This window comes from Novosphingobium sp. BW1 (assembly GCF_008107685.1).
Lineage (GTDB): Bacteria > Pseudomonadota > Alphaproteobacteria > Sphingomonadales > Sphingomonadaceae > Novosphingobium.
In genome coordinates, this window is the sequence record NZ_VIRF01000084.1 from 1 (window position 1) to 12,883 (window position 12,883).

At 65.1% G+C, this 12,883-nt stretch carries 11 protein-coding genes; 3 read left to right on the forward strand and 8 right to left on the reverse strand.

Annotated elements, in window-relative coordinates; genetic code table 11:
* Together FMM79_RS15895 and FMM79_RS15900 are read right to left on the reverse strand one after the other, a co-directional pair.
* Positions 1–738, reverse strand: a 738-nt coding sequence (locus FMM79_RS15895) for an alpha/beta hydrolase (protein ID WP_148628434.1), incomplete at its 3' end; no start/stop codon positions are given.
* A gap of 46 nt (positions 739–784) precedes the next feature.
* Complete coding sequence (locus FMM79_RS15900) at positions 785–1,549, reverse strand: DUF3108 domain-containing protein (protein ID WP_148628435.1); 765 nt, start codon at positions 1,547–1,549, stop codon at positions 785–787.
* 469 nt (positions 1,550–2,018) lie between these two features.
* On the opposite strand from FMM79_RS15900, the gene FMM79_RS15905 reads away from it, so the two are divergent.
* From FMM79_RS15905 to FMM79_RS15915, 3 genes are all read left to right on the forward strand, one after another.
* Positions 2,019–4,439 carry a TonB-dependent receptor gene (locus tag FMM79_RS15905; protein WP_148628436.1) on the forward strand — a complete coding sequence of 807 codons (2,421 nt, stop codon included), beginning with the start codon at positions 2,019–2,021 and terminating at the stop codon, positions 4,437–4,439.
* A gap of 38 nt (positions 4,440–4,477) precedes the next feature.
* The gene (locus FMM79_RS15910) at positions 4,478–5,713 is read left to right on the forward strand and encodes an MFS transporter (RefSeq protein ID WP_205466695.1); all 1,236 of its coding nucleotides are present in this window, start codon (positions 4,478–4,480) and stop codon (positions 5,711–5,713) included.
* 63 nt (positions 5,714–5,776) lie between these two features.
* Positions 5,777–6,316, forward strand: coding sequence for a VOC family protein (locus FMM79_RS15915; protein WP_148628437.1), 540 nt, complete (start codon positions 5,777–5,779; stop codon positions 6,314–6,316).
* Between the two features lie 6 nt (positions 6,317–6,322).
* Here FMM79_RS15915 and FMM79_RS15920 read toward each other — a convergent pair whose 3' ends face one another.
* The 6 genes from FMM79_RS15920 to FMM79_RS15945 form a co-directional block, all read right to left on the reverse strand.
* Positions 6,323–7,831 carry a PepSY domain-containing protein gene (locus FMM79_RS15920; protein ID WP_148628438.1) on the reverse strand — a complete coding sequence of 503 codons (1,509 nt, stop codon included), beginning with the start codon at positions 7,829–7,831 and terminating at the stop codon, positions 6,323–6,325.
* Positions 7,816–8,379, reverse strand: a complete 564-nt coding sequence (locus FMM79_RS15925; protein ID WP_148628439.1) for a hypothetical protein — start codon at positions 8,377–8,379, stop codon at positions 7,816–7,818. Before FMM79_RS15925 ends, FMM79_RS15920 begins: the two co-directional genes overlap by 16 nt.
* Positions 8,379–10,484 (reverse strand): TonB-dependent siderophore receptor, encoded by a 2,106-nt coding sequence (locus FMM79_RS15930; RefSeq protein ID WP_162528531.1) that lies wholly within the window; start codon positions 10,482–10,484, stop codon positions 8,379–8,381. Before FMM79_RS15930 ends, FMM79_RS15925 begins: the two co-directional genes overlap by 1 nt.
* A 257-nt stretch (positions 10,485–10,741) precedes the next feature.
* On the reverse strand, positions 10,742–11,959 hold the full coding sequence (locus tag FMM79_RS15935) for a TetR family transcriptional regulator (RefSeq protein ID WP_148628441.1): 1,218 nt from the start codon (positions 11,957–11,959) through the stop codon (positions 10,742–10,744).
* Positions 11,960–12,049: 90 nt separating this feature from the next.
* Complete coding sequence (locus FMM79_RS15940) at positions 12,050–12,463, reverse strand: group II truncated hemoglobin (RefSeq protein WP_148628442.1); 414 nt, start codon at positions 12,461–12,463, stop codon at positions 12,050–12,052.
* Positions 12,460–12,789, reverse strand: a complete 330-nt coding sequence (locus FMM79_RS15945) for an antibiotic biosynthesis monooxygenase (protein WP_148628443.1) — start codon at positions 12,787–12,789, stop codon at positions 12,460–12,462. The genes FMM79_RS15940 and FMM79_RS15945 overlap by 4 nt, the downstream gene beginning before the upstream one ends.
* Positions 12,790–12,883: the final 94 nt, after the last annotated feature.

Sequence of the window (12,883 nt, forward strand, 5' to 3'; positions counted from 1 at the left end):
AGTGGGAAGGGCGGGCAGGCGGTCGATGTGTTCATAGAGAACATCGGCGGCGTAGGCGAGGATGAGTACGGGGCGGGTTTCGTCATTCGCGGCGGGCACTTCGCGCGGGGCGCGCAGCACCGCGCCATAACCCACGCGGTAGGCATCGCCCGAATCGAGCATCTCGCGGATTACGGCATCCACGCGCACCGGATCGGCATGGGCGACGCCAATGCGCGCCTCCTTGCGGGTGTCGAACCAGGGGAAGAACCAGGTCTGCTCCAGAATGCGGTTCCACAGCCAGGTCAGGTGTTCGCCGTAGCCGCGGGGCTGGAAGGGCGGGAGGTAGCTTGCCGAGAAGGCCTTGCTCTCCTCCTCGGTCCAGATCGCGTAGCCGCCGATGGCGAGCGCGGTGAACCGCTGGGGCGCGCGCTTGAGCGTGTTGACCAGGATCGTGCCGCCCGAGTGAAAGCCGTAGGCCGCGACTTTCTCCAGCCCCAGCGCGTCGAGCAGGTCGACCAGCGCGTCGGAGAAGTCATCAATGGTGGCATCTGCGTCGGGCAGGGGATCGGACTGACCAAAGCCCGGCGTGTCGGGCGCTATGCAGGTGAAGTTCGCGCCCCAGGTGCGCATGAGCGCCTCGTACTCGGTCGAGGAGCGCGGGCTCTGATGTACCATGAGCACGACGGGGCCCGCGCCGCAGCGGCGATAGTGGACGCGCCGGGAGCCGACATCGACGAAGTGGCGGGTAATTTCCATGGAAGCGAGGTCTTTCGGTTGGTTCAGGCGAGAGGGCAGGGGGGGCTCAGGCGTCGCCGAGTGGCGCGCCGTCAATGTCAACGAGTTCGAAGACCGAGGCCAGGTATCCTTGCGCCTCGCCTTTGATGTAGAGACGGTCGGCGTCGCGGCTCAGCCACATGTCGTAGGGCGGATGGTCGTTGACGATGCCGCGCAGGCGCACCCGGTTGCATTGAAAGGTGCCGGCCGGGACCGTCACTTCCTCCGTCCCCAGGAATTCGAAGCCCGAAGTGGTGGTCGCAAGGCTCGGCCCCGTGGCGCCCAGGTGATGCAGGCTGTGCATCAGGTTGCGGCCCTTGAACTCGACATGGCCCACACCCTTCTCGAAGGGGAACGTGGCGGCGAGCCAGCCATCGGACTGCACGGCATGCAGGCCGAAGCCGCGCATCGGGCGCTGAATCTCGATAGTCTGGCTGACCCGGCCCAGATCCTGCGAATAGCTTTCGCAGTGGGCCTCGGTGTCGGTGAAGCGGAACCAGCCGCTGCCTGTCAGCTGCCCCTTGTTCATGATCCGCACGTAGGCCTCGCAAGGGTGGAAGTCGGCGTGGACCGAGATCACGCTGTCACGCACCACGACGTCGCCCGCAATGGCGAGTTCACAGTGCGAGGTGAGGGTGCGCATGCCATCGGCGCCGAGCGTGATGTCCCATTCCTCGAAGCCCCAGGGCGCGGTCTCGTCGACCTTGCGATAGTTGATCCGGCCGCGGCGGCGCGGGAGCGGAGCAAAGGCCGCGCTGGCCGAACCGGCAGGAGTGGAGGTGGGGTTATTCATCGGTCGACGGTCTCCCTTTTTCAGATGTCAGGCCATGGGTGAGCCGGACTCTCAGGCATGCATATGACGATGCCGTATTCGCCCGTCGGACAGGGTCTGGGGCCTGCGCTTTGCGGTCTCCTGCCTTGGATATGTCTGGACAAATTATCGCCTGTCAAGCGCTCTGGAATGCCCTGCGGGTCTCGCTGCGCTGTCCCGTCTTGCCAATAACATGCCGTAAAATCGGCACTTTAGTTTTATAATTTGTATGATTCGTACGGCCTGCGGGCATTTTGTAATGGGGTTATATCAAAAAAGTCAAGTGGCGCCATTTCTGGCTTGACAGAATGCCTCCCGGGACGAACCTTCGTAAGGGAAATCCGGAGCAGTTCGACGCAGATCGAGCGGTCCGGCGCAAATGGCTCCTTCTAGGGTGTGGAGCCAGCCCGAACGGCCACTTCGGTAGCCGCGCTACACAAAGGGATGGAACATGAGGAAAGCAGTACTGACGGCCAGCACCGCGCTTTGCGGTCTCCTCGCAATTGCGACCCCGGCACTTGCCCAGGACGGGGATGGTGAGAGAGTTCGCCGCCCCGCGGCCCAGGTCGCGGAGATCGTCGTCACCGCACAGCGCCGCGAGGAAACCGCGCAAAGCGTGCCGATCGCAATCTCGGCCATTTCGGGGGCGGAGCTCGATGCGCGCGGCGTCACCAACACGCTTCAGGTCGTGCAGTACATCCCCAACATGATCGGCATGAACAACACCGGCGTGGGGTCCTCGAACACCTATTACATCCGCGGTATCGGCAGCACCGAATCCATCGCGACTTTCGATCCCCCGGTCGGCACCTACGTCGATGACGTCTACATCTCGCGCCAGGGCGCCAACAACTTCTCGACCTTCGACATCGACCGCATCGAGGTCCTGCGCGGGCCGCAGGGCACGCTGTTCGGCCGCAACACCACGGGCGGCGCGGTCTCGGTCCACATGGCGCAGCCCGAGTTCGATTCGATCGGTGGCTTCATCGAGGGCGGCTACGGTACCTATGAGGCCAAGACCCTGCGCGGCTCGATCAACGTGCCGCTCAGCCCGACTTTCGCGGCCAAGGTCTCGGCCTACTGGCAGGACAGCGATGGCTATGTGAAGAACACGACGACGGGCGACCGGCTCAACGACATCGACGGGTGGGGCGCGCGCCTCGCGCTGCGCGGCGAGCTCAGCGATTCGGTGCGCTGGGCGGCGGGCTACACCCACATCGTCGACGAGTCCGAGAATATCCTGAACTTCGACTGCGACCCGGCGGATCCCAGCAAATGCAGCGGACGCTACGCCTCGAGCGGCTACACCGAGGCCTCCTCGGATGTCTTCCGCAACTTGGGCGTGACGGGCGACAAGGCCGACTATGGCCAGCACAGCAAGTCGGTGACCGACCTCATCACCTCCAAGTTCTCGGTGGACGTGTCCGACGGGGCGACGGTCGAGTTCATCACAGGTTACCTGCGCCAGAACATGGAGTATGGGCTCGACTTCTACGACGGCCGCTCCGCACCCTCGACGGCTAACCCCTATCCGGCGGTGGGCGGCTATCCCTTCGGCGGCTTCACCATCCTGGCTGACATCTGGACTGACCAGATCAGCCAGGAAGTGAAGGTCAACGGGTCGCTCTTCGATGGCTTCCTCGACTACGTCGTGGGCGGCTTCTACATGAAGGAGAAGAACAACACGAACACGGCCGACATTTTCGGCCTGTCGTCCTCCTTGGCGCTGCTGCTCGATGACAAGGTCATCAAGAACTCGACCGAATCGCTGGCGGGCTATGCCCAGTTCGATGCCAACGTCACCGACCGCCTCAAGCTGACCGTGGGCATCCGCTACACCGACGAGACCAAGAAGGTGGGCGTGACCGACCTTCGCGAGCTCTGCTTCACCGGCGGTGCGGCCTGCCTTAATAACGGCAACCTTCAGGCCGCGGGCATTCCGCTGCAGCAGAAGACCAAGATCTGGACCCCGCGCTTTGCGATAAACTACCAGATCAACCCGGACGTGCTGCTCTATGCCAGCGCCACCAAGGGCTTCAAGTCGGGCGGTTGGGCCTCGCGCGCGACGCGCCCGAGTGAGTTCCTGCCCTTCGGCCCCGAACGCGTGTGGAGCTACGAGGCGGGCATCAAGTCGGAATGGTTCAACCGCATGCTGCGCGCCAACCTCACCGTTTACTGGATGGACATTTCGGACCTGCAGACCCCGGCGGGCTTCGTGCGTGACGATGGCTCGATTGCCTTCCTCACCCGCAACTTCGCCGACTACCGCAACAAGGGCGTGGAAGCCGAGTTCGTGCTCGTGCCGACGCCTGGCCTGAACCTGCACCTCACCGCAGGCTACCAGGACGACAAGTACATCATCGACCGCGACGCGCCAGTTGCCGACGAGTACGGCGTGCTCTCGGTTGCGGCGCAGCAGGCTGATTGCCTCTCGGGCGTAGCCTCGCGCTGCGGCGTGGGTATTGTGACCGACAGCGGCGCTATCTCCACTCCGGTCCGTACGCCCGATTGGACGCTGGCCGTGGGTGGCAGCTATGAGATCCCGATGGGCGATCTCTCGCTCGTTCCTTCGGTCGATGCCACTTGGCGTTCGGCCATGGAAGTCCAGTCGGCCAACCGCACCATCTATTACGACGCCGATACCGGCACGGGCACTTACGAGGCTTCGGGCAACCGGTATGTCGTCGGTTCGCACGCCAAAGCGCAGTGGATGCTGAATGCCGGGGTCGCGCTTAAGGGGGCTGACAACCAGTGGCAGCTCTCGGTCAACTGCCAGAACTGCACCAACGAGGTCTATGCCCAGAGCTATCTCGGCTATTCCTACATTAATGCACCGCGCACCATCATGGGTAAGCTGCGCTACAATTTCTGATACCATGAAACCCAAACACGATCGTCGAGGCACAAAAATTGGCTAGTGAATTCAAGAAGGGGGGGAAGGTCGTCTTCGCCGCCCTCCTCGCAACCGCGTGTGGCGCCTCGCCGATCCCGTTCAACGTCTTGCCGCTCGTCATGGGGCCGATCCATGACGAGTTTGGCTGGGACTATACCCAGATCAGCGCCGCCACGCTGATGTGGGGTGTGCTGGGCGCCATGCTGGCCCCGGTCTATGGCGGCTTTTGCGACCGCTTCGGCGTGCGCCGGGTCGGCATCCTCTCGATGCTGGCCTTCATTGTCGTCTTTGCCTCGTTCTACTTCGTGCCCGATTGGCTGCCCGGCTGGTACATGTGGTGGGCCGCGCTGGGCCTTGTCGCCATCGGCTCGACACCGGTGACCTGGAGCCGCGCGGTCGCGATGTGGTTCGACCGGCACCGGGGCCTTGCTCTTGGCATCATGCTTCTGGGCACCAGCGCGACCGCCATGTTCGTGCCCCACTTCGTCAACTTCGCAATCAACCTGGGCGGGTGGCGCGCGGCCTTTCCGGCGGCCACCGTCTTCGCGCTGTTCCTGGCGATGCCATTCATCCTCGCCTGGTTTCGCGAGCCGCGCCCCGAGGAGCGCCCCGCCACGCTGGAGCAGGCCGCCGATGGCGATGTGGCGGGCCTTTCGCTGCGCCAGGCTATGCATGGCCGCCAGTTCTGGATCCTGTTGGTAAGCACGCTGCTGATCTCGTTCTCCTATGGCGGTGCGCACATCCACATGGCGCAGATGGTCGAGCTGCACGGCTTTACCGCGGGCGATGCGGCGACGGTGATGAGCTGCGTGGCGCTGGGCATCCTGACCGGGCGCCTTGGCATCGGCTATCTCTTCGACCGCTTCTGGGCGCCAGGTGTCGCGTTCCCTGCGATGTTGCTGCCCGCGATCGCCTGCTACCTGCTCATGGGCACCAGCACGAGCTTCCCGCTCATCCTCCTCGGTGGTTTCCTGATCGGTGTTGCGGCCGGGACCGAGACCGACATTGTCGCCTTCATGACGGCGCGCTATTTCGGCTTGCGCCACTACGGGCGGATCTATGGCTTCCTCTATGCCCCCTTCGGCATCGGTTCGGCGATTTCGCCCATGCTCTATGGCTATGTGCGCGACACGACTGGCAGCTACGATCTCATGCTGACGGTTGCGATCGTGCTCTTTGCCATCGGCGGCGCGGGGCTGCTGGCGCTCGGGCGCTATCCGGGGCGTGAACAGCTCTCCCGCCGGGACGTGTGATTTCAAGGGTCTGAGCCTATCCTCCTGACCTCATCCGAAGATCACGAGACGAGGCCTGCGCACATGACGACATCGATCCAGCCATCCCTACCCAGTTCGGCGCTGATCCGTTCGACCATCTTCGTGCGCGATATTGCGCGCTCGGCCGCCTTCTACCGGGCCATCGGCCTGTCGGAGACCTATATCGAGGCGCATCTCGCGCACCCTTCGGCAACCACGATCCTGGGCTTCGACGATCCGCGACCGTTCGACATCTGCATCCTCAAGCGGCCGGGGCCGAACTACGGCATGGTCGGCCTGTTCCAGCTTGCCGACGGGACAACGCACGAAGAACTTCCCGCACCGGCCGGCCCCGCGCGCATCGGCGAGGTGGCGCTGGTCTTCTACGTCACCGATATCCTGGCCACGATGGAGCGCTTGCGGGCGCTGGGCGCGACCTGGGCGCCCGAGCCGCAGACGTTCGCGATGGAGCACCGCGCCCAGCTCGAGGTGTGCCTGCGCGATCCCGACGGGGTTCTGATCAACCTCGTTGAAACCGACCCGGCCGAGCAGGAACGCACGCGCCCCGAACTCGACTACGCGGGCCCCGATAGGACCGCTTGAGGCAGGTTAGCCCTGCGCCGCAAACTGCGGCTCTGCCGCGCGTTCGCGGCGGCGCAACTGCAGGACTTCGGGGCCAAGGAGGGCAAGCGCGCCCAGAACCAGAGCCGCATCAATGAGGACGGAGCTGAACGGCAGCGGGCCGGCAAAGACGGCATGGCCGATCCCGGTCAGCGCCAGTCCTGCGGCCAGGACCCGCCGCAAGGTGGGTGAGGGGGCAAGGCCAGGGCGCACCGCGGCCAGAAGGCTCGCCGCCGCCAGAGCAGACCAGAACAGGGCCGCGAAGGGCAGCTGTGGCCCCGCAGTCACCCGCAGCCAGTAGGCCGCGAGCATCAGAATCGGGCTCCCCCAGATCGTGACTGCCCAGACCGCCTCGAGGCGGGGCGAAGCCAACCCCTTGGCGCGACGCTTCATCAGCCACAGCGTGGTGCCGGTCGAGATGATGGCGCACAAGGCGAAACCGAAGACGAGGTAGGCCAGCTCCACGGGGATGCCGCCATAGGTGCCGAAGTGCAGCTTGTAGACCGAGGCGGCCGCCTGTTGGCCGAGAGCGCCATCGGCAAGGCCCAGAGTCTTCTTGAAGTTGCCTTCGCCGTCGAAGAGATAGTTCTCGCCGTAGATCAGGCGACGGGGATGCTCGGCAAGGACCGAGATCTGCTGGCCTGCGGTCCCGGTCTCCTCGATGGTGACGTAGCTGACGAACAGGTCGGGGTGGTGCTGCGCCATCCATTCGAGCGCGCGGTCCGCTCGGGCAATCGGGGCTGGCGCGGGGTTGTGGGCCGGGTGCGCGCCGAAGATCGGGGCGAAGGCCTCTTCCAGATTGCCGTCGTGACGTTCCTGTGCGGCCGTATAGAAGACCAGCTGGCCCAGGCCTATGACGGCGCCGGTAAAGCCGAGCGCGGCGATGAAGGGGAGGAGCCAGACGCCGAAACGGTTGTGCAGGTCCGCGCGGGCGAGCTGGGGCTGGGCGCGCAAGCGCATGCGGAAAGCGTCGCGAAAGATGCGCGGGTGGGCCAGGACGCCGGAGACGACGGCCGCGACCAGCATTGCGCCGAGCGCGCCGGTGACCATGATCCCCCAGAACGCGGGCAAGTTCAGGTAATAGTGTAAATAGAGCACGAACTGCGTCCAGGCGTGCGCCTCGGGCCGATCGTAGTCGCCTCGCGCATCGACATAGTTCGCGCCGTTGTCGGTGGTGACGACGGTGCGGGGCAGGCCGCGGGTGGGCATGTGGACATAGGCATGGTCGGTGGCCTTGCCCTGGCGTTCGAGGGTGCCCTCGATCGCACGCTGTATGGCCGCGGGCGACATCGAAGTCATCTCGGCCGCGCCGGGTTCTTCCCAGCGCTGGAGTTCCTGCTGGAACACGGCCAGCGCGCCGGACAGGCAGACAAGATAGAGCAGCGCGCCCGTGAGCAGGCCAAGGGCTGCGTGCCCGTTGAGTGCACGCGCTACGAAGCCGCCCTTGGGGGCAGGGGCAGCCTCCGCCTGGACGTCGGGATTTACAGCGTCAGCCATGGAAGTCCTCCGGCGATGGCCACGGCAAGTGTGGCCAGAAGCATGTCGGTGATGCGAATGCGGGTCAATTGCCAGCTCGCCAGAAGCGCCCAGCACAGCGGCAGGGCAAACAGGCCCACGATCAGGGCGTCGGCCTCAGCCATGCCCGAAAGCCAGGCCAGGCGCTGTGCGCCCCAGCCAAACGCCAGCGAGGCGACCAGATCGGCAAGGCCAACGATGAGGAAGATGCCAATGCGCCGCGCGATATCGGGCAGGTTCGGGCGCGCCGCGCGCCGGGGGGCGGGTTCACGCGGAGTCCGGGCGCGGGCCGGGGCGGGGCTGCGCAGGGCCTCCACGGCAAGAAGACCAAGCGCGACCAGCGAAGCCAGCGTTGCGCCTACCGCAAGGCCCCAGGCGCCGCCTGTCGTCAGCGTCAGGACGAGCGCAAAGCCCAGCGCCGCCCAGCCCAGCGCGACCGCCGGGCGCGGACCGTTCCAGCCTATCCGCAGGAGGAGAGGGCCTCCCGCAGCGAGCACGAAGCCGGTCGATAGGAGAAACGCCGAGCCCATCAGAAGCTGACGCCGAGCGTGCCGCGCCAGGTGCGCGGCGCATCGTAGAGCCCCTGCGCGAACTGGATGCTCTGCCAGTACTTGGCATTGGTGACGTTATCGAGGTTGAACCCGAGCGAGATGTTGCGGGTCAGCTGGTAGCGCGCCATCAGGTCTACCACGGCGTATTCGTCCTGAACGGCTCCATCGTTGGTGATGCGGCTCTGGTAGCGGACCGAACCGCCCAGGCGCAGCGCTTCGAGCACGGGGGGATTGTAGACCGTGCTGAGGCGCACGGTGTGGCGCGGGATGAAGGTGCGCGCGTCGATCCCGTCCTTGTCCTCGATATCGACATAGGCATAGCCGCCGGTCAGCTGGAGGCCCGGCAGGAGTTCGCCCGAGACATCGAACTCGACCCCGCGCGAGGAATTGTCGACCTGGATATAGGCGTTCTGGACCGAGTTCTCGACGAGCTCTCCGGTGGCCTCGGCCACGTTCTGCTGGTCGGTCTTGAAGACGGCGATGGCGGCGTTGAGGCGCCCGGCCAGCCATTCGCCCTTGATCCCGGCCTCGTAGGTCTTGCCCTCGAGGGGATCGAGGACCGACCCGTCGCGGCGCATGTTGATTTGCGGGTTGAAGATCGTCGCGTAGCTCGCATAGGCGCTGAGCGAGCCGGTGAGATCGACTGTCAGGCCAGCGAAGGGGAGGACGCGCGTCTTGGTGAAGTAGTTGGGTGTGCCGTAGGACTGGCCCTCGCGCTCGGTGCGCGTGACATTGCCGCCCAGGAGCAGGTGGACCGGATCGGCCAGCGAGAGGCGCAGCGTGCCGTACCCGCCGTAGGTCTTGGTCGTGTAGGCCGCTTGGAGGCTGTACGCACCAAAGTCAGGGCGCGCGAAGGCGCCGCCGAAGGCCTCTTCGGGGGTAAGGGGAAGGTTCGTTCGCGTGGGCGCATCGGCCTCGTCCTCGCGCAGGTGCGCCTCGCCATAGTTTGCGCCCAGAACCAGGTCGTGGCTGCGCCCGAACAGGGTGAAGTTGCCCGTCAGGTGCGCATCGAATGTGGTTTGGGTGTGACGGTCGATGTAGGCGCCCGGCCACGAGTAGAGGCCGTTGCCGTCATCGTCCTGCGCGCCATAGAGGTAGAAGAGTTCCGCCTCCATTGTGCGCACGCGGCGAAAGACAGAGACCTTGCCCTCCCATCCGTTGCCGAAGTCATGGGTGATGTCGCCGAACAGGTCGCGGCTGATCGAATGCCAGCTGGACCAGGGCTGGGCCGTGGTGATCGAGCGGTCGTATTCGAGCATGTCGCCGTTGGCATCGAGGAAGGGCACGCCGCCCCAGGTAACGCCGGCCGGATCGTTCTCCTGCCAGCCGTAGCCGACCGTGGCGACCGTGCTCGGCCCGAGGTCGGCTGAGAGCGTGCCGTAGAGCGTCAGGCGCGAATCGTGGTAGAAATCGAGATGGCTCTCGCCGTCCTCGTAGGCGCCCACAAAGCGCGCGCGCACGCCGCCATCCTCCGTCAGAGCCATGTTCACGTCGACATCGCCGCGCACGCGATCGAAGCGGGCGTAGGCGAGGCTGGCATGGCCGCCGGTTTCGCGGCGCGCTCGCTTGCGCACGTAATTGACTGCGGCCGACGGGTTGCCGGTTAGCGAGGTCAGGCCGCTCGAGCCGCGCACGACCTCGACGCGCTCGAAGGTGGCGGTGTCAATCGCGCCGATCTGGAGGCCGGAGGGCAGCGGCTGGCCCACGCCGTCGTACTGGAAGTTGATGATGTCGAAGCCGCGCGCGTTGTAATAGGTGCGCGTCGTCTCGGCGCGTTCCACATTCACGCCCGGGGTCATCAGCAAAACATCGTTGATCGTGTCAAGGTTGAAGTCCTCGATCTGCGCGCGCGAGATGACCGTGGTCGCCTGCGGTGTCTCGCGCAGCGAAAGATCGAGGCGAGTCGAGGTCGACTGGTCGTCCACCGTGTAGTCATCGGGGACGGCCCCAGTCACGATGATCCCGTCGGCAGGGGCGGCGTCGGCGTGCTCGGCCCGGGCGGTCGTCGCGCCGAGGGCGGCAAAGGTGGCGAGCGTGCCGAAGGCACAGCTGCGCAGAAGCGCAGACTGGCGGGAGCGACGCACTTCCTTCGCAGAATGCTTTATCAGGAGTGCCCCACACATCGCGGCCATTGCTTGAATCCTTATATTGAGAATGCGTTGCATTAACTGCATTGCCGCGAGTTAGCATGCACGGGTTCACTGTCAAGCCATGCCGGACATCGCGGTTCGGGTTGCGCGCGCTCAGGCCTGGATGCACCCGTTCCGAAGATGGAGGGCAGGCCGCTGTCGGGGCCGGCGCATTACGGCGAGAGACCGTGGCCAAGGGGAGGCAAATGCGGTCAGGCTTCGGGTGAGGGGCGCTCGAACAGGGCAAGGATGTCGACGAACTCGGCGCGGATCTGGTCGCAGATGTCGTAAGACGGGAACAGAGCGTGACGGCGGATCTGGCCAAGGCTGAAGTCCGAGAACAGTGCGTCCTCGGTCGCCGTGATCGTGCGGTGCGGGCCCACCAGCGATTGCAACAGGCCGCGGCCGGTGCGGCCGCGTAAGTAGCGCAATTGTCGTCCGAAATGGGACAGGGCCGGGTCGCGGGCGACTGCGAGGAACAGTTCATTGCGCGCTCTCTCGCGCGTCGCGCTGGAGATGCTGTCGGCAATCGCGTGGATCACGGCGTCGAGATCGGCAGAGGAGAACCTGCGTGGGTCGAGCTTGTCGACCGTCGCGCTGTAGGCGCCTTCGAAGGCGGCTCCCAGCAATTCCGACTTGGTCGGGAACTTGTGGGATACCGTGCCCAGCGTCAATTCGGCCCGGCGGGCCACGCGACGGTGGGTGAGGTGCGGGCTGCCCCCTTCGGCGAGGACCTGCTGCGCGGCGACAACAATGCGCCGGGCCGTCTCGTCACGCTCGGGAAGCGCGGGCATCGTCTCCAGTGCGAGCGCGTGGGTATGGTCACGCCATGGGGTCGGCGGTGGCGGAGTGCCCGCGAACCAACTGCCAAGTGTACGCGACAATTCGCCCAGCGCGGCCTGGTCAATGGCGCGGTGCCATCGCATCAGGTGAAACATGCTCTCGGTATCGAAGATGCGCTTGGTGATCACGTGGCCGTGAACCACCTGAAAGTGGGCGCAGGCCTCGCGCCAGAACTCATACCAGAGTCGCTGCCAGGCCTGGGCCTCACCTTGAATGAGGTGTTCGGTATCGGGGGCGGAATCGCACTCGCGCCAAGCAAAGGCGAGATGGCGCTGCCCTTCGCACCACGCGTCGATCACATGCGCGAAGAAGCTGCCGAACGCCACGGGGCTGGCGGGAAAATCGCCGATTGCCTCGAGCAGTGCGGCGCACCAGTTCTCAGCCTCGTGGCGCGCGCGCTGCTGCGCGTAGACCTGCAATTCGTCAAGCGAATCAAAATGATGATAGATCGAGGAGACCGGCACATCGGCAAGCGCGGCCAAGCGACGGGCCGTGATGCCCGAGGAGCCTTCAATCTGCCATTGGTTCAGGACAGCCTTGATCAGACGGTCCTGCGTGGGGTGGGGGGAAAGTGCCAGAGTTGCCATCGCGAAACATTTCCTGCCGAATTTGTACGGCAATTGGCAAGGGTTATTTGCAGATAGCCCTAACTGTTAACAAAAGCTTGTCAGGCGCTCTCAGACCGGCGTGTCCTCGGTGTTGCGCATCCAGTCGGCGAGTTTGGCCATGGCGTTGCCGATGGCCACGCGGGCGGGCGCGTCGGTGATACATTCGTCGAGCGCGCCGTTCATGCACAGCATCCACTGGTCGCGCGCGGAATTGCCGATGGGCACCTTCATGTGCCGCATACGCATGCGTGGATGCCCCTTCTCGCTTGAATAGAGGGGCGGTCCTCCCAGCCATTCGGTAAGATAGTTCTGGAGCATGAGGGTCGTGTGGGCGAGATCGGCCGGGTGCAGCGCGCGCAAGGGCTGCGCTTCCTCCAGCGTGTCCATGCGTTCGTAGAAGCGCACGACCAGCCGGTCGATGACCTCCTTGCCGCCGATACGGTCGATGATCGGCTGGTCCTGGCCTGCGGTCACCTCGCTCATGCGCCTTCGCCCCCGGCGGATACGGACAGGAATGTCTCGAAGCCTTCGAAACGCGGCGGGCCCAGGTACTTGGGCTTGCTTTCGGAGGCTTGCGAATGCGCCTTGCGGAAGGCCTCGCTCTTCGTCCATGCCTCGAAATCGGCGCGGCTGCGCCAAAGCGTGTGTGAGGCATAGAGCGTGTGATCGTCCGCCGCGTCGCCGCGCAGCATATGAAAGCCCTGGAATCCGGGCACTTCGTCGAGATAGGTCGTGCGGTTTGTCCAGAGCGCCTCGAAGGCGTCTTCCTCGCCCCGCAGCACCTGAAAACGGTTCATCGCGATGAACATGATCGTACCTCCTTGGCTGGGCTCGGGCCTTACCCGATGGCGCCCGCTCCCGAAAGGGGACGCGATGTCCTTCCCCAGGTCCTCCCCTGCGCGC

Coding starts and splice junctions, on each gene's coding strand:
- FMM79_RS15925 (WP_148628439.1), bottom strand. CDS start 8,379: ATGGGCTCGGCGTTTCTCCTATCGACCGGCTTCGTGCTCGCTGCGGGA.
- FMM79_RS15935 (WP_148628441.1), bottom strand. CDS start 11,959: ATGGCAACTCTGGCACTTTCCCCCCACCCCACGCAGGACCGTCTGATC.
- FMM79_RS15920 (WP_148628438.1), bottom strand. CDS start 7,831: ATGGCTGACGCTGTAAATCCCGACGTCCAGGCGGAGGCTGCCCCTGCC.
- FMM79_RS15940 (WP_148628442.1), bottom strand. CDS start 12,463: ATGAGCGAGGTGACCGCAGGCCAGGACCAGCCGATCATCGACCGTATC.
- FMM79_RS15915 (WP_148628437.1), top strand. CDS start 5,777: ATGACGACATCGATCCAGCCATCCCTACCCAGTTCGGCGCTGATCCGT.
- FMM79_RS15900 (WP_148628435.1), bottom strand. CDS start 1,549: ATGAATAACCCCACCTCCACTCCTGCCGGTTCGGCCAGCGCGGCCTTT.
- FMM79_RS15945 (WP_148628443.1), bottom strand. CDS start 12,789: ATGTTCATCGCGATGAACCGTTTTCAGGTGCTGCGGGGCGAGGAAGAC.
- FMM79_RS15905 (WP_148628436.1), top strand. CDS start 2,019: ATGAGGAAAGCAGTACTGACGGCCAGCACCGCGCTTTGCGGTCTCCTC.